The organism is Pseudoalteromonas sp. NFXS39 (genome assembly GCF_040148775.1).
Taxonomy (GTDB): domain Bacteria; phylum Pseudomonadota; class Gammaproteobacteria; order Enterobacterales; family Alteromonadaceae; genus Pseudoalteromonas; species Pseudoalteromonas apostichopi.
In genome coordinates this window covers 17,144-41,617 of record NZ_JAGDEC010000012.1, presented here as the reverse complement: position 1 = coordinate 41,617, position 24,474 = coordinate 17,144, and the positions used below count along the sequence as shown (strand labels likewise).

27 protein-coding genes are annotated in these 24,474 nt (G+C 40.3%); 16 read left to right on the top strand and 11 right to left on the bottom strand.

Annotated elements, in window-relative coordinates:
- Positions 1-133 precede the first annotated feature (133 nt).
- From J3455_RS18290 to rnm, 6 genes are all read right to left on the bottom strand, one after another.
- Positions 134-1,168 (bottom strand): acyltransferase family protein, encoded by a 1,035-nt coding sequence (locus tag J3455_RS18290; RefSeq protein WP_349562140.1) that lies wholly within the window; start codon positions 1,166-1,168, stop codon positions 134-136.
- An 89-nt stretch (positions 1,169-1,257) separates the two neighbouring features.
- Positions 1,258-2,109, bottom strand: coding sequence for a GNAT family N-acetyltransferase (locus tag J3455_RS18285; RefSeq protein ID WP_349562139.1), 852 nt, complete (start codon positions 2,107-2,109; stop codon positions 1,258-1,260).
- Between the two features lie 135 nt (positions 2,110-2,244).
- Entirely contained in the window at positions 2,245-2,607 is a 363-nt protein-coding gene (locus tag J3455_RS18280) for a hypothetical protein (RefSeq protein WP_239977212.1), read from the bottom strand.
- 202 nt (positions 2,608-2,809) lie between these two features.
- Entirely contained in the window at positions 2,810-3,643 is an 834-nt protein-coding gene (locus J3455_RS18275; RefSeq protein WP_502935103.1) for a segregation and condensation protein A, read from the bottom strand.
- 8 nt (positions 3,644-3,651) lie between these two features.
- Positions 3,652-4,275, bottom strand: coding sequence for an L-threonylcarbamoyladenylate synthase (locus J3455_RS18270; RefSeq protein ID WP_167658620.1), 624 nt, complete (start codon positions 4,273-4,275; stop codon positions 3,652-3,654).
- 9 nt (positions 4,276-4,284) lie between these two features.
- Positions 4,285-5,124 (bottom strand): RNase RNM, encoded by an 840-nt coding sequence (gene rnm / locus J3455_RS18265; RefSeq protein ID WP_130051769.1) that lies wholly within the window; start codon positions 5,122-5,124, stop codon positions 4,285-4,287.
- Positions 5,125-5,659: 535 nt separating this feature from the next.
- Between rnm and J3455_RS18260 the strand changes: the two genes are divergently transcribed.
- From J3455_RS18260 to trpA, 6 genes are read left to right on the top strand one after another with little or no spacing between them, the layout of a single operon-like run.
- Positions 5,660-7,228, top strand: a complete 1,569-nt coding sequence (locus J3455_RS18260; protein ID WP_349562138.1) for an anthranilate synthase component 1 — start codon at positions 5,660-5,662, stop codon at positions 7,226-7,228.
- Positions 7,228-7,833, top strand: a complete 606-nt coding sequence (locus J3455_RS18255) for an aminodeoxychorismate/anthranilate synthase component II (RefSeq protein ID WP_130051771.1) — start codon at positions 7,228-7,230, stop codon at positions 7,831-7,833. The genes J3455_RS18260 and J3455_RS18255 overlap by 1 nt, the downstream gene beginning before the upstream one ends.
- A 9-nt stretch (positions 7,834-7,842) precedes the next feature.
- The gene (gene trpD / locus J3455_RS18250) at positions 7,843-8,862 is read left to right on the top strand and encodes an anthranilate phosphoribosyltransferase (RefSeq protein ID WP_130051772.1); all 1,020 of its coding nucleotides are present in this window, start codon (positions 7,843-7,845) and stop codon (positions 8,860-8,862) included.
- A complete protein-coding gene (trpCF, locus tag J3455_RS18245; protein WP_130051773.1) occupies positions 8,855-10,219 on the top strand; it encodes a bifunctional indole-3-glycerol-phosphate synthase TrpC/phosphoribosylanthranilate isomerase TrpF in 1,365 nt (454 codons plus the stop codon). The genes trpD and trpCF overlap by 8 nt, the downstream gene beginning before the upstream one ends.
- Positions 10,220-10,226: 7 nt before the next feature.
- The gene (gene trpB, locus J3455_RS18240; protein WP_250661897.1) at positions 10,227-11,411 is read left to right on the top strand and encodes a tryptophan synthase subunit beta; all 1,185 of its coding nucleotides are present in this window, start codon (positions 10,227-10,229) and stop codon (positions 11,409-11,411) included.
- Positions 11,408-12,220 (top strand): tryptophan synthase subunit alpha, encoded by an 813-nt coding sequence (gene trpA / locus J3455_RS18235; protein WP_167658621.1) that lies wholly within the window; start codon positions 11,408-11,410, stop codon positions 12,218-12,220. Before trpB ends, trpA begins: the two co-directional genes overlap by 4 nt.
- Before the next feature lie 54 nt (positions 12,221-12,274).
- On the opposite strand, the gene J3455_RS18230 is transcribed toward trpA, so the two are convergent.
- Together J3455_RS18230 and J3455_RS18225 are read right to left on the bottom strand one after the other, a co-directional pair.
- Positions 12,275-12,847 (bottom strand): type 1 glutamine amidotransferase domain-containing protein, encoded by a 573-nt coding sequence (locus tag J3455_RS18230; RefSeq protein ID WP_167658622.1) that lies wholly within the window; start codon positions 12,845-12,847, stop codon positions 12,275-12,277.
- Positions 12,848-12,983: 136 nt separating this feature from the next.
- Positions 12,984-13,253, bottom strand: a complete 270-nt coding sequence (locus J3455_RS18225; RefSeq protein ID WP_130051777.1) for an HU family DNA-binding protein — start codon at positions 13,251-13,253, stop codon at positions 12,984-12,986.
- 192 nt (positions 13,254-13,445) lie between these two features.
- Here J3455_RS18225 and J3455_RS18220 point away from each other — a divergent pair, with 192 nt between their 5' ends.
- Entirely contained in the window at positions 13,446-14,033 is a 588-nt protein-coding gene (locus J3455_RS18220; protein ID WP_167658623.1) for an inner membrane-spanning protein YciB, read from the top strand.
- A gap of 58 nt (positions 14,034-14,091) precedes the next feature.
- On the top strand, positions 14,092-14,730 hold the full coding sequence (locus J3455_RS18215) for a CPBP family glutamic-type intramembrane protease (protein WP_167658624.1): 639 nt from the start codon (positions 14,092-14,094) through the stop codon (positions 14,728-14,730).
- A 70-nt stretch (positions 14,731-14,800) separates the two neighbouring features.
- Here the strand turns inward: J3455_RS18215 and J3455_RS18210 are convergent, their stop codons facing one another.
- Positions 14,801-16,225 carry a sodium-dependent transporter gene (locus J3455_RS18210; RefSeq protein WP_130051780.1) on the bottom strand — a complete coding sequence of 475 codons (1,425 nt, stop codon included), beginning with the start codon at positions 16,223-16,225 and terminating at the stop codon, positions 14,801-14,803.
- 176 nt (positions 16,226-16,401) lie between these two features.
- Between J3455_RS18210 and J3455_RS18205 the strand changes: the two genes are divergently transcribed.
- The 5 genes from J3455_RS18205 (at position 16,402) to J3455_RS18185 (ending at position 19,516) form a co-directional block, all read left to right on the top strand.
- The gene (locus J3455_RS18205) at positions 16,402-16,701 is read left to right on the top strand and encodes a YciI family protein (RefSeq protein WP_175580462.1); all 300 of its coding nucleotides are present in this window, start codon (positions 16,402-16,404) and stop codon (positions 16,699-16,701) included.
- Between the two features lie 152 nt (positions 16,702-16,853).
- Positions 16,854-17,105: a PepSY domain-containing protein gene (locus J3455_RS18200; RefSeq protein WP_130051781.1), complete on the top strand. Its 252-nt coding sequence runs from the start codon at positions 16,854-16,856 to the stop codon at positions 17,103-17,105.
- A 2-nt stretch (positions 17,106-17,107) separates the two neighbouring features.
- Complete coding sequence (locus tag J3455_RS18195; RefSeq protein ID WP_054552907.1) at positions 17,108-17,782, top strand: response regulator transcription factor; 675 nt, start codon at positions 17,108-17,110, stop codon at positions 17,780-17,782.
- Entirely contained in the window at positions 17,776-19,113 is a 1,338-nt protein-coding gene (locus J3455_RS18190) for an ATP-binding protein (protein WP_130051782.1), read from the top strand. The genes J3455_RS18195 and J3455_RS18190 overlap by 7 nt, the downstream gene beginning before the upstream one ends.
- Entirely contained in the window at positions 19,100-19,516 is a 417-nt protein-coding gene (locus J3455_RS18185; RefSeq protein WP_349562137.1) for a hypothetical protein, read from the top strand. The genes J3455_RS18190 and J3455_RS18185 overlap by 14 nt, the downstream gene beginning before the upstream one ends.
- Before the next feature lie 59 nt (positions 19,517-19,575).
- Here the strand turns inward: J3455_RS18185 and J3455_RS18180 are convergent, their stop codons facing one another.
- Entirely contained in the window at positions 19,576-20,613 is a 1,038-nt protein-coding gene (locus J3455_RS18180; protein ID WP_130051784.1) for an AI-2E family transporter, read from the bottom strand.
- Between the two features lie 152 nt (positions 20,614-20,765).
- On the opposite strand from J3455_RS18180, the gene J3455_RS18175 reads away from it, so the two are divergent.
- The 3 genes from J3455_RS18175 (at position 20,766) to J3455_RS18165 (ending at position 22,924) form a co-directional block, all read left to right on the top strand.
- Complete coding sequence (locus tag J3455_RS18175; RefSeq protein WP_130051785.1) at positions 20,766-21,356, top strand: hypothetical protein; 591 nt, start codon at positions 20,766-20,768, stop codon at positions 21,354-21,356.
- A 62-nt stretch (positions 21,357-21,418) separates the two neighbouring features.
- Positions 21,419-22,324, top strand: a complete 906-nt coding sequence (locus J3455_RS18170) for a M14 family metallopeptidase (RefSeq protein ID WP_349562136.1) — start codon at positions 21,419-21,421, stop codon at positions 22,322-22,324.
- A 183-nt stretch (positions 22,325-22,507) separates the two neighbouring features.
- Entirely contained in the window at positions 22,508-22,924 is a 417-nt protein-coding gene (locus J3455_RS18165) for a hypothetical protein (RefSeq protein ID WP_130051787.1), read from the top strand.
- A 30-nt stretch (positions 22,925-22,954) separates the two neighbouring features.
- Here J3455_RS18165 and ccoG read toward each other — a convergent pair whose 3' ends face one another.
- Positions 22,955-24,337 carry a cytochrome c oxidase accessory protein CcoG gene (ccoG, locus tag J3455_RS18160; protein WP_130051788.1) on the bottom strand — a complete coding sequence of 461 codons (1,383 nt, stop codon included), beginning with the start codon at positions 24,335-24,337 and terminating at the stop codon, positions 22,955-22,957.
- Positions 24,338-24,474 lie beyond the last annotated feature (137 nt).

The window sequence follows — 24,474 nt, the reverse complement described above, 5'->3', positions numbered from 1 at the left end:
AAGAAAAAAGGAAAACAGGTGCTAGGTGCTAGGTGCTAGGTGCTAGGTGCTAGGTGCTAGGTGCTAGCAGATTATGGAGAACTTATTACCGCAATGTAAAAATGTATCTTCAGTAAAAACGAATGTAGTTTCGCTAAGCTGAGCTGGTGGCTGAATTTGACCGATTAGATACTTTTTTTCGAATTAAATTTGCTACTGGCTTTTCAAAAAATTGATATGAAATAGCTGCTGCTATGACACTCAGCAGCAGAGATAGCAAGAGTTTTAGCTCAATCGAGGCGTCTAATTGGTTCACTTTTGCGATTATTGGCATATGGAGCAAGTAAAGCGAATACGATATCTTACCAAAAAAATCACCAAATCGATTAGCGAGCAATATATTATTGTCTGGCACGAGGAAAACAACACAAAAGAAAACAGAGCTCATTACAAGCAGAACTTCATAACTCAACCACATTCTTACCTTATCAGCAGTATTTATGGGAGAAAATGCTGGGTACAGCAAAGGAATAAAACCAAGCGTTAATACAAACCAATGTTTTCGCAGGTAATATGGAATAGTTAATGAACGATAGTTCATACCCAAGATAACCCCGACAAAAAAGAAGGGTAATGTCCTTAATACACTAAACAGACTGTATGGAACACCATTAATATCACCATAAATACGTGGATAATTTGTAAAGAACAACAATAGCATTACAGCTAAAATTGAAAGATAAATATACCCTGTTCTATTTTTCGACATTGCCCAAAAAAGTGTAAATATAAAATAAAAGTGTATTTCTGGCGGTATTGACCACAGAACACTTTCGCCATAAATAAACAGTAAATGAGCTATTAAGGTCTCGGTATCAGGAATGTTATAAAGAACAGAACTACCATTATTCGATAACAAGTAAGAGGCAAGAACAACCACTAAATACAAAGGAATAACTCTAGCAAAACGAGCAGAAAAATAGCGGACAATATTATCTTTATTAAAGCCTTTTTCTATATATAGATAAGACATCAAAAAGCCACTAAGAAGAAAGAAAAGCATCACCCCGTATGCCCCTGAGCCTCCTCCTAACACACCACCAAGCCAATTAGTTATGTCGCTAAAATGAGTGAAAAAGACAATGAGCGCAGCTAAAGCACGTAGTGAGTTAAGTTTTCTAATTTCCAAAATACGTCCTTGGATAAATGTAAGAACTTATATTAATGTTTAATCGAGCTTTGAATATCTAGTGAAATTGAATAGCTATAAGATTTAACTCAGCCGATTTCAAAAGAAGTAACACCAAAAATACGATTTAATGGCAAGCTCGGACATTCGCTGGTATACATTCTGGCGGTTTCAAATGACACCTGCATGTTGTATTTCTGTGCTAAAGCGACAGCAGCTTGGTTGATTTCTGGCGTATCAAGGAAAATAGCTTCAGATGCACTCACTTTAGATTTTAAAGCAAGGAACAAAGATTCGGCCAATTCTGGTGAGTCGGCAAATAAAGGGCCAATTTTAAAGCCGTTTTGGCATTTGCGAATTACGCCGTACCCTGCCAATTTCCCGTTATTCATTATGCCAAACGCGTCGCACTGGGGTTGGCTTAACCATGCTTTATTAAAGTTTGACCTATTCACAGGAAAAAATGCCTGTTCGTATGCGTCAATGATTTCGAATGGCACAGCATTAAGATCAACAATGTCTGCATTTTGCGGCGACTTACCTCCACCTACTCCTGCAAAGCGAATATTGCGATAGGCCAGATTAAAACCAGACTTTTTATAGTTCTCTTGCTGTTCCACCACACCATCAAGGCCAATATTCAAGCCTTCAAGACGTTTTAAAGCGGCCTTCCAGATTTGTATTCCGTAACCTTTACCACGGTAATCGGGTTTAACAATGTAGAAGCCGATAAAGCCAAATACATCGTGGTAATTAATGGCAGAAATTGTCGCTATAGGCTCATTGTCAAGAAAACCAACAAAAAACCCTTCAGGATCAGCAGCAAAGTAACAATCAGCATCATTAAGGCCTGGATTCCACCCCTCTGCTGCTGCCCAATCAATCATGAGATCGACTTCCTTCTTGGTCATGGTTTTGATTGTAAAGTGTTTACTTTGCATCTGCTTTCCTTAAAAAGTTGAAATACCTCTAACTCAATAGCTATTTGTATTATGATGCCACTCAAAATACATCTATTTATTAAACGCATACCTAAATCTAGCCGCTATAAAAATGTATAGTAAATTTCAGAGCAGCTATATTTTACTTGCTGTTATTTCAATCCTATAAACTTCAACACCCTCAGTACCAACCTCAATCGTTGCAGGTTTATTAAGGTTTACCATTAACTTAGGTTCTTGAAATTTATTGTAAGAGCCATTTTCAAATTTATATAGTGTTGATGTCAGTGTCACAATTTGGTTGTTCAACGAAGGGGTTACATCAAATTTAAGAATGCCATCTGCAGTCACTGTTTGAATTTTGTCTTCTTCAGTTTTAACTGCGTGCGTTTTTACAAGTTGGTTATTCAAATAAAGGTTAAGGTCTAATTGCAAATTTTCTGCAGCAGAGGCTCCAAATGCCGCGAGAGATAACAGTACCATTCCTAACTTTTTCATCATATTTTCCTTAATAGTAGGCTTATACCTAGAAGCGTGGGAAAAACAACTTAACAGGTACTGAGCCTTGGCGCAATTATTTAACTCTCTGTTAGTTAAGCGCTTCATTTGTATGGAAATATCTATTTTTTGAGTGGTGAATACCTACTTGCTATTAAAGCAGGTACAGCTTTTGAAACTTAGAACTTACCGCTTAAAACGATTAGCTTTCTTCCACCAAACCAACATAAATCTGGCTATTGGCATCTACCTGAAAGCAGCTGATCAGGTTTTCTTTCACCAGCTCTAACATGGCGATAAAACTAACGACAACACCACTTCTGCCCTCTTCAATGGTAAAAAGAGTACTAAAAGGCAGCTGTGATTGCGCTTCTGAGAGCTTATCTAATATTAAGCTCATGCGTTCACGGGTCGATAAAGCTTCTGCGGTAATATGATGGTGTTCAAATGTTTTAGCTCGGGCCATAACGTCGCTTAGCGCAACGAGCAAGTCTTTCATGTCAACATCAGGTAACAGTACCTCACGTTCACTGAATTCTGGCACCAGCGCTTCGGCTACAAAGATATCGCGGCCTTCGCGAGGGATCTCATCAAGATTCTCCGCTGCTTTTTTAAATTGCTCATATTCTTGTAAACGTCTTACAAGCTCAGCTCTTGGATCTTCTTCCTCTTCAAGCTCTTCATGTTTTGGCAGTAATAATCGTGATTTAATTTGTGCTAATAGCGCCGCCATCACAAGGTACTCACCAGCTAGTTCAAGCTGAAATTCACTCATCATTTCAACATAACTAACATATTGCTCAGTAATACTAAATATAGAGAGCTCTAGCACATCGAGTTTATGTTTTTTGATTAAATACAGAAGTAAATCGAGAGGCCCTTCAAAGGTTTCTAAAATGATCTCTAACGCATCAGGTGGAATGTATAAGTCTTCAGGTTTGTCGACTACCGCTTTGCCATGCAAAAAAGCCAGTGGCAGCTTTTGCTGAACTGGCTCTTGTATATTATCTGGGGCATCAAGCTCTGGGCTAGTCAACGAAGTCTCTACATTTCAAATGGTTTAGTATCACCACAACCCACACGTAAGATTTCAATATCATCATCCGACAAATCAATCACTGTGGTTGCTTGTTCAGGAAGATAACCACCATGAATAATTAAATCAACTTGCTTTTCAATGCGATCGCGAATTTCATCAGGATCAGCCTCGGTATATTGCTCACCCGGTAAAATCAAAGAACACGACATTAACGGCTCCCCTAGTTCAGCCAATAAAGCGCAGGTGATTGGGTGTTCGATAACACGAATACCAATGGTTTTTTTCTTTTCGTTTAATAAACGCTTTGGTACTTCTTTTGTGCCTTTAAAGATGAACGTATAAGGCCCCGGCGTGTTATTTTTAATTAATCTGAATAGCTGGTTATCGACGCGAGCATAAGTAGATAGCTCCGATAGGTCGCGGCAAACTAAGGTAAAATTATGGTGTTTTTCAATACCACGAATACGTTCGATGCGCTCTTTTGCTTGCTTATTACCAATGCTGCAGCCAAGTGCATAACCCGAATCGGTTGGGTATACAATAACACCACCTTGCTTAATAATATCAACCGCTTGGCTGATTAAGCGTGGTTGCGGATTATCTGGATGAATATGAAAAAACTGACTCATTACACGCTCCTATTGCCCTTCCCATGCTTGCCAAACCCCTTGGCAATCTTTTGGCAAGTATAAATTTTTACCTAACTCCAACCAACTGGTCGGAAAATGAAAATCTGACCCTTGCGACGCAAGTAAACCATATTCACGACTAAGTTCACCTAAAAACTGGCGCTCACTCGGTGCTTGTTGTGGTTGTGCTACTTCCATTGCATCGCCACCCGCGTCTTTAAATTCAATAATTAACTTACGCAGCCATTTGTTAGACATTTGATATCGCCCAGGGTGAGCGAGTACTGCAACCCCACCAGCTTGGTGAATTGCAGCAATTGCCGTTTGCATATCGCACCAACTACTTGGTACATAGCCTGTTTTTCCTCGCCCTAAGTATTTTTTAAATACGCCAGGGAAGTTTTTAGCTACGCCACGTTCTATCAGTGCACGAGCAAAATGCGCGCGTGTGATTTGTGCGTTTTCAGCGAATGTTTTTGCTTGGTCGTAAATGCCTTCAAAACCATTTTTAGCAAGGCGGCGACCTATCTCGGTGGCTCGCTCTTCACGCTTGGCTTGTTGCGCGTGTAATAATGACAGCAGTGAATTGTTCTCATCATCAATATTTAAGCCAACAATATGAATCTCAAAGCTTTCCCATTTTGTTGATACTTCAACACCAGCAATCAATTTAAGCGGTAAATTATCATCTGCAATGACTTTGCGTGCTGGTTTTATCGCACTTAACGTATCGTGATCGGTAATTGCAAACACATCTATGTTTTTCTCAACCGCGCGGTGTAACAATTGCTCGACTGATAGCTGACCATCTGAGTATGTGGTGTGACTATGTAAATCGTATTTTATCAAAGGGAAAGACTGCTTTACGTAAGTTCTTGAATCAATGATGTGAGTATAACAAAAATTTAGTGCGAGGGCGTGATTATCTTTTTAAGTAAGATATATAACTGTGTGTTTTACCCTCATAAATGGGCAATTACGATGGGTAAATGCCGAACTCGTATTAATATGTAAATTAATGCTTGACAGTATCGGCTTAGGTACGCTTTACTGTAGGCACTTTCAGACACGTTAAATAAGAAATAACAATGAACAAAACAATTCAAATCACAATTTGGTGGTGGCACTCGTAACTAGCGGGTGACGAATTGTCGTGTCTAACGATTTCAAAACCCGCTCATGTAGCGGGTTTTTTTATATCTAAATTTTAAGGTTTTATAATGAATTACATAGCAACTCTTACACATCATTGGTGGTGGCGCCTGGCTTAGCGGGACGGTAAGGGTCTATCTAATTTATAGGCATCTTTATACGAACCCCGCCAAGCATCGCTTCGCGGGGTTTTGTTTTTTAAAGAGTTTTTGGGAATGAGGGAGAATAAGGTTTGATTTTTAGTCATATAACGACGACACCGGGTGAAGTAACCAGTATCACTCAAGTGCGTGACTACATTAGTAGCCCACTTGCGTTATACAGTTTACTCGATAAGCCTAATTCACTGCTATTAGAGTCTGCTGAAATTGATTCAAAAGACAGTGTAAAAAGTCTAATTTTGGTTGACTCAGCGCTACGTATTGTTTGCCAAGGCAAACAGGTCACACTCACAGCACAGTCAAATAATGGCAAACAATTACTGCCTTATTTACAAAGTCATGTGCAAAACTGTTCTGCTGAGCTTGTAGATGACACGTTAACGTTAACCTACAACGAGATCGCAAGCGAAATTGATGAAGCCAGTAAATTAGTAGCAGATAACGCATTTAGTGCGCTACGTAGCTGCATTAACAGTATTAAAAGTACCACAGACAACCCGTTTTCTGTGTTCTTAGGCGGTGTGTTTGCCTACGATATGGTTGCTAATTTCGAAACCCTTTCTGATGTACCTGACGGCGAAAATAGCTGCCCAGATTATGTTTTCTACTTAGCTGAAACGTTAGTTGTCATCGACCATCAGGCAAAAACAACAGAACTAATCGGCAATGTGTTTAACGGCCCTGAAGTACACGCTAACTGCTTTGAAGTGGGTCAACAGTTAGAACGTTTAAATACCGTATGTGACAATGCACAAAGCTACCAAGGGCAAAAACAAACAGGCTCAAACCCTATTTCTATCGATGTTAGCGACGAGCAATACTGTGAACATGTTATCAGGTTAAAAAAGAACATTGTTGATGGTGATATTTTCCAAGTTGTTCCATCACGTACTTTTTCTCTCGCCTGCCCTGACTCACTTCATGCTTACAGCCAATTAAAACAACAAAACCCAAGCCCATATATGTTTTACATGCGCGATGAAGAGTTTGTATTATTTGGTGCATCGCCCGAGTCAGCCCTCAAATATTGTCCAGAGAGTAAACAAGTTGAGGTATACCCTATTGCCGGCACTCGCCCTCGTGGCAAGTTTGCTAACGGACAAATTAATCCAGACCTAGACAGCCGCATTGAGCTTGAGCTTCGCAACGATCAAAAAGAACGTGCTGAGCACTTAATGTTAGTAGATTTAGCGCGAAATGATGTAGCTCGTATTAGCGTACCTGGCACACGCCACGCTAAAGAGTTATTAAAAGTAGACCGCTACTCACAAGTGATGCACTTAGTTTCACGTGTTGTTGGTACTTTAAAGCCAGAATTAGATGCGCTCCATGCCTACCAAGCCTGTATGAACATGGGCACGTTAGTGGGCGCACCTAAAGTACGTGCCGCTGAATTAGTTCGTCAAACCGAACAAAAACGCCGTGGCAGCTATGGTGGTGCAGTAGGTTATTTAACGGGTGATGGTGCCATGGATAGCTGCATTGTTATTCGCTCTGCCTTTGTTAAAAACGGCACAGCCTTCGTGCAAGCAGGTGCAGGTGTGGTGTTTGATTCAGAACCACAATCAGAAGCCAATGAAACTCGTGCTAAAGCGCAAGCCGTGATCACTGCGATTCAATCGACCTACGAGGCACAATAATGACAACAACATCAGCCTATAAAATCTACTTTTTAGATAACTTTGATTCATTTAGTTATAACTTAGTCGATGAACTTTCTATGTTAGGGTGCGAGTTAGTGGTATACCGTAATAACATCAGTGCACAAAGCATCTTTGACAAAATGTGCCAAGAGACAATGCCCGTGTTATTAGTGCTTTCACCCGGCCCTGGCGCACCATCGGATGCGGGTTGTTTAATGGAACTCATTGAACTGTGTAAAGGCCGCTTCCCGATGCTGGGCATCTGTTTAGGACAGCAAGCACTAACACAAAGCTACGGTGGGATTATTGGTCATGCAGGTGAAACAGTGCATGGCAAGTCATCAATTATTGCGTTGACTGAGCACCCAGTATTTGCAGGTATGGGCGATAAAATGCCGGTTGCTCGTTATCATTCATTAATGGCAACCAAAGTCCCTGATGACGTTGAAGTAATTGCTTCTTATGAGACTATTCCGATGGCAATTTACCACCAACAAGATAATGCCCTTGGCTATCAGTTTCATCCTGAGTCAATTTTAACGCCAAATGGCGCATTGCTATTACAGCAAAGCATTGAATTTTTAACCGCACGCGTGCAGTAGAGGAATAACATGGAAGCAACAACCCAAACCCAGTTAAACCAATTATTAGCAAAGCAAGATTTATCATTTCTGCAAGCAACTGCATTGTTTGACGCCATCATGAATGGTCAGCTTAATGATATTGAATTAACCGCTGCACTTATCGCCCTAAAACTAAAAGGCGAAACGAGTGATGAAATCGCCGGTGCGGCAGCATCAATGCGCGCCAATGCAGTGCCATTTAAAACCAGCAAAACCTTGCTTGCAGATAGCTGTGGTACCGGTGGCGATGGCTCAAACACAATTAATATTAGTACCACTGCTGCTATTGTAGCCGCCGCTGCGGGCATCAACATGGTCAAACATGGTAATCGTAGTGTATCGAGTAATTCTGGCTCTGCGGATTTACTAAAAGCCTTGGGTATCAATATCGATATGAGCCCTGAGCAAGCAGCCATTTGTTTAGAAAATACTGGCTTCACATTTTTATTTGCGCCGCATTATCACAGTGGTGTACGCCATGCGATGGGCGTGCGAACAGCCCTTAAAAGCCGCACAATTTTTAATATTTTAGGGCCGCTTGCCAACCCTGCTGCACCCGAGGTTCAATTGCTTGGTGTTTATGACGCTTCACTGTGTTTACCAATGGCAGAAACCTTAAAAACCCTTGGCACTAAACGCGCCATGGTGGTTCATGGTGCAGGCACTGACGAAATTGCCTTGCACGGGACAACCAAAGTGGTTGAGCTAAATAACGGTGAACTAAGCGAATACACGCTAACAGCGAGCGATTTTGGTCTTGCAAACTATTCACTTGAACAACTAGCAGGCCAAGGGCCAGAATATAACGCAAAAGCAAGCTTAGCGATTTTACAAGGTCAAGGTGAAATGGCGCATAACGCAGCTATTATAGCCAACGTTGCGGCACTTCTTTATTTAACCGATAAAACAAGTGATTTAAAAGCAGCCGCAGATCAAGTAAGTGAATTATTAGCATCAGGCAAAGCGATGGACACATTGAACGCAATTATTGAGGTAAGTCATGGCTAACGTGTTAGACAAAATTGTTGCCGACAAACGCATTGAATTAGAACAAAGAAAAGCACAGCGCCCGCTTGAGTCATTCATTGAGGATGTTGTACCAACCAAGCGAGACTTTGAAGCAGCGTTAGCAGCAACTGGCACACAATTTATTTTAGAGTGTAAAAAAGCATCACCGTCAAAAGGGCTTATTCGCGAGCCGTTTAATTTAGACGAAATTACTTCGGTATATAAAAAGTACGCAACCTGCATGAGTGTGCTTACTGACGAAAAATATTTCCAAGGCAGCTATCAGTACCTTGAATATGTGCGCAGCCAAGTTGAGCAGCCGCTAATTTGTAAAGACTTCTTTATTGATGAGTACCAAGTCTATTTAGCACGCTTGTCTGGTGGTGATGCTATTTTATTAATGCTCTCTGTCCTTGATGACGAACAATATTTAGCGCTTCATAAAGTGGCTGATTCTTTGAATATGTCGGTACTCACTGAAGTCAGTAATGAGCAAGAAGTAAGCCGCGCACTTGCACTTAATGCCAGCCTTATTGGCATTAACAACCGCGACCTTCGTGATTTAAGTACTGATCTTGCGACAACAGAGCGATTACGCCAGCTTATCCCAAATGACAAAGTGGTCATTTCAGAGTCGGGCATTTATACCCATAAAGATGTAAAACGCCTAGCGCCATTATGCGACGGCTTTTTAATCGGTAGCTCACTCATGGCTGAGCGCGACTTAGAAGCCGCGTGTCGTAAAGTGATTTTAGGTGAAAATAAAGTGTGTGGCTTAACCCGTTCACAAGACGCGATGGCAGCCTACGCGAGTGGTGCTGTTTATGGCGGTTTAATTTTTTACCCTAAGTCACCACGTTATGTCGATATCGACTGCGCCAAGCAAGTAACACAAAGTGCCCCGCTCGCTTATGTTGGTGTTTTTGTCAATGCGCCTGTTGAACAAGTAGTAGATTATGCACAAAGTTTAAAGCTAGCTGCAGTGCAATTACATGGTGACGAGAATAGCGAATATATTCAAACTCTCAGAAAGCAATTACCGCTTGGCTGTGAAATTTGGAAAGCACAAGCCGTTAAAGGCGAATTACCAAAACCGCTCGAAGGGGTTGACCGCCATTTATACGACACTTACAGCAAAAGCCAAAAAGGCGGCACAGGCGAAACATTTGATTGGTCTGTACTAGAAACGGCAACGGTGCCATTTATGTTAGCCGGTGGTTTAAATCCAGAGAATATTCATGCAGCGCTTTATCGCGGTGCCAATGGCCTTGACCTAAATTCTGGCGTTGAAGCGTCAGCGGGTAAAAAGTGCCAAACAAAATTACAAAATGCGTTTTCGCATATCAGAAATTATTGAGGTTATAATGCAAAATCCAGCTTATTTTGGTGAATTCGGTGGTATGTTTGTACCACAGTTGCTTGTGCCTGCACTCAAGCAACTAGAAGCAGAGTTTAATAAATCACAAAAAGATCCAGCTTTTCAGGCTGAATTTGAAAAACTATTAAATGAATACGCAGGTCGCCCTACGCCACTAACATTGACACGTAATTTAGTTAAAAACCCAAAGGTAAAACTATATTTAAAGCGTGAAGATTTACTCCACGGCGGTGCGCACAAAACCAACCAAGTACTTGGTCAAGCACTACTTACAAAGCGCATGGGGAAAAAAGAAGTCATTGCAGAAACAGGTGCTGGCCAACACGGTGTTGCAACTGCCCTCGCGTGTGCCCTACTTGGCTTAAAGTGCCGTGTTTACATGGGCGCAAAAGACGTTGAACGTCAGCAACCAAACGTATTTCGAATGAAACTAATGGGTGCAGAGGTTATTCCTGTCACAGCAGGCTCTGGTACTTTAAAAGACGCAGTAAACGAAGCACTACGCGATTGGTCTGCTAATTACAAAGATGCTCACTATTTACTGGGCACTGCAGCAGGCCCTCACCCATTCCCAACCATGGTACGTGAGTTCCAAAAAATGATTGGAGAAGAAGCAAAACAACAAGTGTTAAAAGCAGAAGGTCGATTACCGGATGCCGTGCTTGCTTGTGTTGGCGGTGGCTCTAATGCAATTGGTATGTTCACAGACTTTATTGATGAGCCAAGCGTAAAACTGATTGGTGTAGAGCCTGCTGGTAAGGGCTTAGACACCCACCAGCATGGTGCCACCTTATGTAAAGGCACAAAAGGCATCTTACACGGTACCTATACCTACATTATGCAAAATGATGATGGTCAAATTGAAGAGTCTTACTCTGTTTCAGCAGGTCTTGATTACCCTGCTGTTGGTCCACAGCATGCTCATTTACATGAAACAGGCCGTGCACAATACGTTGGTATTAGCGATACTGAAGCTCTAGAGGCATTCCAATTATTAGCTAAAAACGAAGGGATTATTCCAGCCCTTGAGTCAAGCCACGCCCTAGCATATGCCCTTAAATATGCCGAGCAACAAACCGAAGACACTATTTTAGTGGTTAACCTAAGCGGCCGAGGCGATAAAGATTTGGCTCACGTACACAGTGTTTTATCAGAAGGAGGCGCACTATGAGCCAGACTAACCGTTACGGACAACTGTTCGCCACATTAAATGAAACAAACCAAGGTGCGTTTGTGCCGTTTGTGACCATTGGCGACCCTAATAAAGCACTGAGTGTAGAAATCATCAAAAGCTTAATTGATGGCGGCGCTGATGCCCTTGAGTTAGGTATTCCATTTTCTGATCCGATTGCAGATGGCCCTGTTATCCAAGCGGCCAACATTCGTGCGCTTGATGAAAACATTAATACCCAAGATTGCTTTGATATCATCAAACAAGTGCGTGAATACAATGCAGATATTCCAATTGGCCTATTATTGTATTCAAATCTGGTGTTTAAGCGTGGCATCGAAAAGTTTTATCAAGATGCTAAAGAAGCAGGTGTCGATTCAATTTTAGTGGCTGACGTACCGCTACATGAATCAAAGCTATTTCGCCAAACAGCAATGAAAAATGGCATAGACCCAATTTTTATTGCAACGCCTAATGCTGATGACGACACTTTACGCGAGTGTGCTTCATATGGCCGTGGTTACACTTATCTGTTATCACGCGCGGGCGTTACGGGAACAGAAACTAAAGCACAAATGCCAGCAGACTCGTTAGTTAAAAAGCTAAAAGATTATCATGCTGCACCAGCTTTATTAGGCTTTGGAGTATCAACACCGGAAGATGTTAAATCAGCACTCGAATCAGGGGCCGCTGGGGCGATTTCAGGTTCTGCAGTAGTTAAAATCATAGAAGCAAACCTTGATGACCAAGCAGCGATGCTAAGTGGGTTGAAAGAGTTTGTAGCCAGTATGAAAGCAGCTACAAAATAAGTTGTTTAGTTTACTTAAAAAAGGGCCTTATAGGCCCTTTATTGTATCTAACTATTAATGATGGCGATGCACACCCTCTTTAATTTCTTCAATGAATTTTCGATTAAAAGCCTCTAAGTCAGCTGGGCTTCGGCTTGTGACTATACCTTCATCAACACACACCTCTTGATCAACCCAATTTGCGCCAGCATTGATTAAGTCGGTTTTAATGCTTGGGTATGACGTCACCTTGCGGTCGCGTAATTTGTTAACTTCAGCTAGTAGCCATGGTCCATGACAAATCGCTGCAATGGGTTTATTTTTACCTGCACTGAAGAAACCATCAACAAAGGCCTTTGCTTCGCTATCTTGACGCAGTGTGTCTGGGTTGAATAAACCACCAGGTAGCAATAGGGCATCATATTCACTTGAGTCAGCCTCGCTAACCACACGATCCACTGTGACTCTTTCACCCCATTGGTTTTCATCCCAGCCAGTAATATCTCCACGTTCAAGAGACACGACTTCTACAAGTGCACCTGCTTCTAACAATGCGCTGCGTGGTGATAATAGCTCACTTTGCTCAAAACCATTGGTTGCTAGAATGGCAATCTTTTTACCATTAAGTTGGCTGTTTAAATTTGACATGTTATCTCCTTATTTAGGTAAACCTAAAGTAATAGCAGCAGACAACATGCCAAATTTAACACATTGAAAGTATTAACTTAATTTAAAAATATTCTGTTTCAGTGTGTAAATGCTACAACGAATTTGCAAATCCTGCTTATAGGGCGTCTTTTAATGCTTTAGCAGGTTTAAAAACAGGCTTGTTAGCGCCTTCAATTTCAATTTCTTCACCTGTTTGTGGATTACGACCTTTACGTGCTGGGTAATAACTCAATGCAAACGTACCAAAGCCATTAATTTGCACTTGATCGCCTTCAGACAGTGATTTTTCGATAGCATTTAACATACTAGTTAAGGCAGCTTGTGTGTCTTTTTTTGTTAATTCACTGTGGGCAGCCATTTGTGATACTAACGCGGCTTTATTCATAAAATGCTCCAAAATACGCCACTTAATCATCTGAGGTTAAGCGGAAAAAGATAAGGTAAAACAACCTAAACGCAGGTTTAGGCCAGATTGGCTCGGGAGGCTAAGCTTTCAGCTCTACTAAGTCAACCTTGTATCTTGCGCAATAACTTGATACAACCCAGTATCTTTTTAAAATAGAGCATTTATAAATCTATGCATGCGATTATTGAATACATCCCGCTGATTTTGTTCTTTGCGGTTTTCAAGTTAGTTGATATTTATTGGGCAACAGCATTGCTGATGCTAACCACCTTAATACAGGTTGCTTATTGTTATTTTAAGGATGGCAAAGTGCCGACCAGACATTGGCTGTTTTTTGCCATCGCGGTGGTGTTAGGTACACTTACTTTAGTTTTTCACGATGAACAGTTTGTCAAATGGAAAGCCACCATTGTATATGCAATTTTCAGTGTCACTTTGTTAGTAAGCCGCTATGTACTTGGCAAAAACCTAGTGAAAAAAGCACTTAGCTCGATTTTAGAAAATGCCTCTGAGAGTAAACAAGAAATAAAGGTACCAGAAGCATTATGGAACAAGCTTAACCTGTTTTGGGTTGCAATTACTGCGGGTATTTCTGCGCTTAATATCTACATTGCGTATAACTTCTCACTCGACTTTTGGGTTAACTTTAAAGTGTTTGGCTTAATGGGTATTACCTTTGTCTGCGTGTTAGCAACAATCATCACCCTATTCAAATACTTACCAGAAGATGACGAAGAGAAAGATTCAAAGCAATCTTAGTGTCATAAAACTGTCGTCTTAGCTTGTTAGCGTAAACAAAAAAAACGCTGAGACGACATTGAACGCTAACCAATACCGCTGGTTTGAATTTACCCTCATATTTGTTTCTTTGCCGCTCTTAGGCTTCTTTTTGCGTGCCTACCTCGCTAACTGGCTCATTCCCGCACTTATTATCTTAATGATTGTATGTGGCATGCTGCTTCTGTCTGATCCCCACTTTAAGCGTTTTCGCTTAACAAGCCTCGGGCAATTTAGTGCGGTAAAACGTCGTTTATTTAGTTTTTTCTTTTTAGGAGCGCTATTCTCCGGGATGTTTTACGGCATCATGAATCAAGAAAACTGGTTTTCACTACCACGAAACTCATTCAACGATTGGCTAATGTTGCTACTGCTCTACCCTATCTTATCGGTGATGCCGCAAGAACTTATCTTTAGAACCTATTTTTTCCATCGTTATAAACGCATTATGCCAAGTAAAACGGTGCGTATTATTGTCAGCGCATCGGTGTTTGCGTTGGCGCATATTGTCTATGCGAATGTATTGGCCGTACTTCTAGCATTTTTAGGTGGACTGTTGTTCTCATATACTTATTCGCAAAGCCGCTCTACCTTCGTGTGTGTAATTGAACACAGTTTGTGGGGACTTTGGATGTTTACCCTTGGCTTGGGTGATGTGCTTGATGCAGGAGCATTTTGATTATTAAAGCACAACAAATAGCAGGCATAAAAAGCCGCGCAAAGTGCGCGGCTAAGTATTGAACTGGTTTTTAAAATCCGAAAATACTAAATGCAAAGAATTTAGTCGCCACCGTATTTACAAAGATTAGTAATAAAATGGCAGGGATAAACGTTGATAGTGAGAAGTTCACATACTTCTCTGTGAAGCTACCAACATAGCCGTCACAGCCTTGGCTTAGCTCTGCTGATAAGTTTGCTTTTTTCCAACGGTACATAACGAATAAACACACCATTAAACCGTTAAGCGGTAAAATTGTGTCGTAAAACACATCATAAACAATATCAAATAAACTCTTATCTGCGCCGCCATAACTAACAAACTTAGTGAGTGATTCAACCATACCAAACGACATCGTACAAAGCACAGTTAATACACCTGTAGATAAAGTTAAGATAAGCAACGCTTTTTTACGGCTAATACCTTTGCGGTCACTTAATGTTGCTGTTGGAACTTCTACAATTGATACAAGCGACGTAATTGCAGCAAAAAAGACGAGTAAAAAGAATACAAACGCAACAATTGATGCACCTACATAACCAATATCAGCTTGTAACGCTAATAGAATTTTTGGTAAATAAACAAAAATCATCGATACCGATGAGTCAGATAAAGTGCTTGGGTCAGTGTTTGGGTTAAAGCTAAATATAGCAGGAAGAACCATAAGACCCGCAATAAATGCAACAAGAGAATCGGTTACAGCAACCATTTTAGCACTACCAACAATGTCGTCTTTCTTTGAAATATAAGATGCATAGGTCATTAAAATACCCATACCTAACGACAATGAGAAAAACGCTTGTGCTAATGCACCATTTAATACACTTGCATCCATTTTTGAAAAGTCAGGCACTATATAGTACTTCACACCAGCCATCGCGTTATCAAGTGTTAATACATAAATAACCAACGCTGTTAGTAGAACGAATAAAGCTGGCATCATAAACTTAGCTGCTTTTTCAATACCTTCTTTTACGCCGCCAACCAAAATCAAGTTAACGATGATAGCAACCACTGCCATATAGCCAAACACGGTGTAGCTGTTAATAAAAGTGCCAAAGTTATCTGGCTGAGCCAAAGCATCTAAATTACCAAATGCAGTTTGCGATAAATAACCAAAAATCCATACAGTAATAACCATATAAAAAACAGCAATCATAAATGGCGTTAATACTGCTAAAAAGCCTGCAAAGTTCCATTTAGGATCGTTGCCCGCTAATAATTTGTAAGAACCAAGAGGATCTTTTTGCGCTTTACGACCCATTGCCATTTCAGCCATCATCACTGGTAAACAGATGAAAATGACAAACAATGCATAAACTAATAGGAAAGCACCACCGCCGTTTTTTGTAGCTGAAACAGGAAAACCCACTAAGTTTCCGATACCTACAGCAGAACCGGCTGCCGCTAAAATAAAACCGAGGCGGGAGCTAAAATGCTCGCGTTTTTCGCTCATTTAAAAACCTTATTATTATTTTCTCAACCCAGCGACTCTACCAGTGTTACACCGCGTATTTCAAGCTTTATAAGTTAAAGTTATATGGGTTTGTGTAAAGATTATTACGCGAATATTCTCTCGTCTATTGCTAAGAATATGCTACTATTTTTTAAAAATAACATTGAGAACACACCATGCTGTATATGATTTATTCAACTGATGTTGAAAATAGTTTAGAAGCACGCAAATCTGCGCGTCCTGCTCACCTAGCACGTCTACAAGAATTAGATGAACAAAACCGTTTATTCACAGCAGGTCCGCTTCCTGCCATTGATAGTGAAGATCCCGCTGAAGCTGGTTTTACAGGTTCGTTAGTCGTTGCTGAGTTTGAGTCATTAGAAGCAGCTCGTGAATGGGCAGCAAATGATCCTTATATTGCTGCAGGTGTTTACGACAACTCAGTTGTAAAACCATTTAAAAAAGTATTTGGTTAACGTCTGAACTTAACTGAATCATTAATTCAGTGTTTGTTCACGGCTTATTAACTAAGATTTGCCTATTGAAATTACAGAATTGAACGTAATTACTTGAATTTTAGTTAATTGGTTAATTAAACTAAATGGGTCTGGTTTAGGAGTTCCCCGTCATGCGCATATTATTAGCCTTCAGTTTTAGTCTTTTATTTGCATTATCAAGCTTTCATGCTGATGCCAGTAAGAAACAAGTCTCTGAAGTGACTAAAAAACAGGCTGTGACAATTGCAAAAAAATCTGAGGACGGCCGAACCCTAAAAATCACAGAGCAAGATAAAGTATTTACCGTAAGAATTTTAAAAACGAACGGCCATGTGGTTGATGTCCATGTGAACAAAAAGACTGGCGAAGTGAAAAAGGATTAAGAATGCGAATTTTAGTTATTGAAGATGATTTACACTTAGCAGATAACCTCCGTAATGCACTTGAAAAAGAGCGTTATAGCGTTGACCTTTGTCACGATGGTGAAGCTGGTTTATTCCATATTACCGAGTACCCGCTTGATATGGCGGTAGTAGATCTAGGCTTACCAAAAGTAGATGGTATCGAATTAATTACCAAAGCCCGTGCTCAGGGGATTACTATCCCTATTTTGATTTTAACTGCACGTGACCGTTGGCAGGATAAAGTAGAAGGCTTAGATGCAGGTGCTGATGACTACCTAACTAAACCTTTCCATGTTGAAGAGCTGATTGCACGCTGTAATGCACTTATCCGCCGCAGCGCAGGTAAAGCAAACCCAGAAATGACAGCAGGTCCTATCAAAATACACACTCGCTCACAACAAGTTTGGGTTAATGATAAAGAACTTAGCTTAACTGCATACGAATACAAAGTTTTAGAATATCTAATGGTTAACCCACAAAAGGTAATTTCTAAATCTGAATTGACAGAGCACATTTATGATCAAGACTTCGACCTTGACTCAAACGTAATAGAAGTTTTCGTATTGCGTTTACGTAAGAAGCTTGACCCTGACGGTACCCTTAACCCAGTTGAAACATTACGTGGCCGTGGTTATAGGCTTAAAAGTCAGTGGTAGCATCGCAAATACCGCTTAAAGTAAGGCAAGGATTTATCCTTGTCTTTGTTTTATTAGTAGCCTTGCCAATTCTGTTTTTCTCAATTGGTAAGGCTTACTACGCTTCTTTGGTCGAAGCGACCGAAAAAACCCTCGAAGCTCATTTATATTCTCTTATTTCTGAAGTTGACTTCACTGAACGCGGCATTGTAATGCCGAGCACCATCTTAACTCCAGAGCTAAATCGTTTAAATTCAGATACCTATGCAATGATTTATCGTGGTGATCTTCCTGTTTGGTATTCTGAATCAGCCACCAACATCAATTTTATTCCAGATAACTTTGAAGCCCCAGCAGGCTCTGCGGATTTTCGCCGTGTTGAATACAACAAGACCGTGTACTGGCAATTAACCCTTACCGTTATTTTAGAAAACATTGACCAATCGGAGCATGCGCGTTTTATCTTATTAAAACGTAATGATGCACTTCTCAGGCTGATGGATGGCTTTAAACAAACGTTAGTAAATTGGATGTATGTAATGGGTGTGGCCATTGCAGCGCTTATGGCGATTGGTTTTGTTTGGAGTGCAAGGCCATTGCAACGTCTTGATAAAGAAATTAAAGCCATTGAATCGGGCGATAATCAGCAAATAAAAGGTCTCTACCCAGTAGAGCTGCAAACCATAAAAGCCGACTTAAACTTATTACTTGAATCGCAACAGCGCCAAAAAGAGCGCTATAGGGCTTCGTTAAGCGATCTTGCTCATGCATTAAAAACCCCCTTGGCAGTCCTTAAATCAAGCCCTTTAGCCAATGATGCCGATGCACAAGAGCAGTTAGATCGTATTAATGTGATGATCGAACATCAATTAAAACGAGCTGCAACGGGTGCTTCTGATACTTGGAAAAAGCAAACCCATATTAAACCTGTTATTGATTCAATTTTAAGCGCGATGAGCAAGGTTTATCGCGATAAAGATATTATTTTTACCTCTGAGGTTAGTGAAAAAGACTATTTCTTAGGTGATAAAACCGATTTAATGGAACTACTCGGTAATTTAATCGATAATGCCTGTAAAGCTTGCCGTTCACAGGTCGATATAAAGGTTAAACAGAACAAAAAGTTAACACTCAGCATAAGTGATGATGGCCCAGGTGTTCCTGAGCACAAACGCGAATCATTACTGACTCGCGGTACCAGACTCGATACTTACGAAAGTGGCCATGGTGTTGGCATGGCTATCGTATCTGATTTAGTAAACTCGTATAATGGCACATTAACCATTAAAGATGCAGAGAAGCTAGCCGGCGCTGAGTTTATATTAGAGTTTAATTACCATGATAAAAAATAAAACATCCATATCCGTTAAGAGCATCTTTTTAGGTTTAATTACGACTGCATCACAGGCTCAAGCAGAGCAAGCTTGTGAGCTCGCGAGCAACCATACTGATGACACCAAGCGGTATATTCAATGCCTTGATCAAGTTATTGCAGACCTGCAACGTGACCAAAAAATGTGGGTTAATAAGCTCACTATGGATCTTGAAAAAATAAAAGAAGATACCGGTAATAGCCAATTGCTACCAATTTTTAATCGCAGTATAAAAAACCAAGAGCGTTATTTAGAAGACAGTTGTCGTTGGCGCTACTTACAAAAAATGCCAAATGGCACTAGTGCCGCTATTGCCTACAAACAATGTGAGATTGAAATTCTCAAAAACCATGTAAAGGTTTTACAACAACCTCTAAAGTGATACCAAGTCGCTATAATCGTTAATCATTTTGAAAAATAAAAAGGCGCTTAAGCGCCTTTTTAATCCTCAAGTTTTAGCTCTTCACCATTACCTAGCAAAGTAGCAAGCCATCGCCCTTCTTGGCTGGTTTCTAAAGCAATTTTAACTATCATAGTTAATGGAACTGACAATAGCATACCAACTGTTCCCATCAACCAGCCCCAGAAAATCAACGATAAAAACACCACTAGCGTCGATAAGCCCAGCCCTTTCCCCATAAAGCGCGGTTCTACAATATTACCCATCACTGTGTTAATAACTAAATATCCACCAGCGATAAACCCTGCTACCAATGGGCCTTGCGTGATTAAAGCAAGTAACACAGCTGGTACTGCAGCAATAATAGAACCAATATTAGGAATATAGTTAAGCATAAACGCCACCACAGCCCAGAGCACAAAATAATCAACATTAAGTGCCCACAACATGAATCCTGCAAGAACACCTGTGCCTAGACTAACCATTGTTTTTATGGCTAGATAAGAATTAATTGAATCTAAGAAACGGTCAACTTGCTGCATTTTCATTTCAGGGTCATCGAGTGCTAAATGCACTTTTTTGCTGAGCATTGGCCCTTCAAATAGCATAAACACGACAGTTAATATGATTAAAAACAGGTTCGCCATCACCCCACCTAACCCGGTGAGCATATTAGTTGCAACATCAATCATTTTACCTGGATCAAATAAAGAAATAATCTGCTCTTTATCAATCAAAATGTTATAGCTTGCAGCAACGTTAACCACCCAGACAAACTCTTCTTTGAGTTGTGCCTTGTACTCAGGTAAATTTTCTGAAAAATCGGTCATAGATTGCCCAACCAGACCGGCAAGGCTTATCCCTATACCGACAATCATCAGCATCACAAAAACCACAGCAATACCTTTAGGGATACCGTATTTGGCAAAGAAACGGATTAAGGGATTACAAATAATAGCGATAAAGGCCGCCAACACAAATGGAATAACAATCACACTTGCAGCTTTAATACCCGCTAAAACAACGACTAAAGCAGCAAATATTACTAAACTTTTATTTACACCAGTCAGGCTCGACAAAATAAAATCCTTGTTAACTTTTTTATCAGTGTAAGTGAAATACGCCGCAAAATAAATCACAAAGCTTCTGGCATAATTAATGCTCATTATACGTGCATAATTTGAACAATTTATGATACATATAAGTAAGCGTGCTAAAGAAGGAGCTTTATATGGCACATTTATCCGAACAAGAACTTACTTTTTTCAACCGTTTATTCGAGGCTGAAAACCTTGATGGCGATCCAACCGATACAAAAATGTCTGTTAGGCTCAACTTGCCAAATAAATTAAACGGCTTACTAGCAAATTCCAAACTAACTTTACTTGCCGAGGTGGGTATTTATCAGCTTTGGTTTCCACTTGAGTTTATCAATGACGAAAATGGCCAGCTGATACCCTTACTCAGTGCTCCAGAAGTGATAGATACCAAAGGGATCGAACGCAGCTGGCGAACTCCTGATCTCGAAATACATACCGAGCAATTTCAAATATTGTCTTTATCAAGTACTGGCGTGTTACTCAAGCCTAAGCGTCAAGCTCCAGAGCTAAACAAAGACATATTACTCGCATTTGATTTACCTAGCAGAGATCACATTATTCTTAGTGTGAAGCCAATTCGAACCACTAGTAAAGGGATTGCAGGTAAGATCGTAAAGGTTTGCAAAGGTGAAGAGGAACTTCGTAGATACTTATTTGAGGCCCATAAGCACCATCACGCAAAGCTGTATGAGCAAGGTACCTTTACCACTGAACTTATCTAGTTGCAGTGACTTAACGGCTTAGATAAGCTTGGCGTTTTGCAGCAAGTCGAATAAGGTATTTTATGAGTTACCCTATAGGAACCCCTGGTAAACCGTGGAACGAAGCAGATAAAAAAGCATGGTTTAAATCACAGACAGTAAAACGTAGCTATATAGATGATGTTGTATCGCAATTAGAGTCTTTATCAATCGATTTCAATATTGAACAGTATGGTGCATTAAGTTACGACAGCGACAAGTACCCTCTTTACATTTTAAAGAGCAAGCAATGGCAAGCTGATAAACCGACAGTATTGGTTACCGGTGGCGTTCATGGCTATGAAACAAGTGGTGTGCATGGCGCATTAGCGTTTGCTAAGAACAAAGCTAAAGACTACTTTGCCGATTTTAATATTTTAGTAGCACCGTGTATCAGCCCGTGGAGTTATGAAACAATTAATCGCTGGAACCCTAATGCGACAGATCCAAACCGCTCATTCTACGCTGACAGCCCAGCTGAAGAGTCTGCAGCAATCATGCAGTATTTAGCTGACAATACCATTGCACCTTACGTGCATATCGACCTACATGAAACAACTGATACTGATAATAGTGAGTTTCGTCCTGCTCTTGCAGCACGTGATGCAACCACTCACGATAACTGGAACATCCCAGATGGCTTTTATCTCGTTGCTGATAGTGAACGTCCACATGACGCGTTTCAGGCAGCGATTATTAAGTCTGTTGAAAAAGTAACTCATATCGCACCTAGCGATGAGAATAACCAGTTGATTGGTGTACCGCAAACCCAATTGGGTGTTATTCATTACCAAGCGAAAAAAATCGGCTTATGTATGGGTCTCACTGATGCTGAATTTGTGACAACAACAGAAGTTTACCCTGATAGCCCACAGGCAAATGATGAAGTCTGTATTGATGCACAAGTAGCCTCGATTACCGGTGCATTGAACTATATTGTTAATAAATAGTTAGTTATATTTTAAATTTGGAGTAAATAAATAATTTACTCCAAACCACTTTAATGGATAAAACACACAAATAAACAACTAAATTGAATTATTTATGTTTTTTAATAATTGTATATTAAATAACTAGACACATACATAGAATTGTATAAAATTCGCGCTCTTTTAATTCAAAAGGGAAGCAAATTGGAATTTAAGAATCACTATGGCAGTGTCAGTATCATCACTGATGGTCCAATTATAATTGGACAATTTTCTGGTAATATTAACGCACGTTTAGTCAATGACTTTGCAGTAGATATAAAAAAGCATATTTCTGATCTAGCTGGAAAGCCGTGGGCTTATATTAGTCATTCTACCCAATTACTTGCTACTACTCCTGAGGCCGAACGCGGGTTTATCCAATTGTTACGTGCTCTACAAAGCACTAACTGTGTCGCTACCGCATACATGTTTAGCTCATCAATTGTACTCAATCAAATGAAACGCATCATTGCACAAGCACAATCACCAATTCAGATAATGGACTGTTTATTTGATGATTTAGATAGCGCTAAAGCCCATGTGCTAAAGAAACTCGAATTTGCAGAAATGGCTTGTTAAAAACAAGCCATTTTTCATTTTGGGGTTGGATTAATCTCGGTAAAACTTAGTCTCTTTAGTAATTGCGATATTGGCATCTTCTAATGCTTGAATGTGAAAACTGATAGGCGTTACTTTTGACTTTAAGTCATAGCCATCAGCAACCACAGTAACAGGTACTCGCTTCATCTGACCTGCTTCAACTTTGATAGTCTCAGGCAATTGTAAGCTTGCTTCTTCGATACCACTTATACCAATTGAATAACTCAAACTATGCTGCGTTTTATTGATGATTGATAAGGTATATGGATTCTCTACCAAGCCTTCAAAATTAACTCGGTACAGTGCATTACGGTCACGAATTACAGAGGCCTCGATTGGTGTGCGCATTGCCATCCACACAACCATCCCAACGACAAATAGCGCCGTCAAACCACCATAACCAAGAAGTTTTAGTCTAAATGGGTTGGTCGTTTTACCTTCCATTTGTTTTTCCGAGGCGTACTTGATCAGCCCTTTTTGATAGTTGAACTTTTCCATTGTGCTATCACAGGCATCAATACATAAACCACAGTTTATGCATTCATATTGCAAGCCATTACGAATATCTATACCAGCTGGACATACTTCTACACACAAATTACAGTCTACGCAGTCACCTAAGCCTAACTCTTTTGGATCGGCTTTACGCTTACGAGCACCGCGAGATTCTCCTCGCTCTTGATCATACGTGACCACCAAGGTGTCTTTATCAAACATTACTGATTGAAAACGCGAATATGGGCAAGCAACAGTACACATTTTTTCACGCAAGAATCCCGCATTCCCATACGTACAAAATGCGAATAAGAATACCCAAAAGCTTACAATGCCAGACATTTCTAGGGTAAATAGGCTCATGTACAAAGACTTAGCCGGGATGAAATAAGCCATGAATGACATTGATGTGAGTAAAGAGATCACAAGCCAAGCGGCATGTTTAGTGATTTTCTTTTGCCATTTACTTGCTGACCAAGCTGTTTTATCAAGTTTAATACGCTGGTTTCGGTTACCTTCAACTTTGTGTTCAACCCAAGTGAACATAAGCATCCAGATTGTTTGCGGGCAAGTGTAACCACACCAAACACGACCTAGCCAGTTAGTGACGAAAAACAAAGCAAACGCACCAGTCATAAATAACATGGCTAAGATCATAAAATCTTGCGGTAACAACGTTAATCCAAACAGGGTAAATTTTTGACTTGCTACATCAAGTAATACGGCTTGTCGACCATCATATGGGATCCACGGAATAGCTATAAAAGTCAGCATCAGCACCCAGCCTAAGTAACGGCGGATACGTTGGAAATGCCCTTTTTGCTCTCGAATATAAATTGGCCCATCTTGGTTGTAGGGCTTGATGATTAAGTCTTGCTCTTTTATATCAAATTTCATTTTGCTACTTACTATTGTGTCGGTAATAACCTGACAGAGCAACTATCAGGCCAACAAAAAATAAAATCAAACCATTGATATAAAAGGGAAAATTTAAATTTAAGAATATTAAAATCGCGAAATATCACGAACATTCG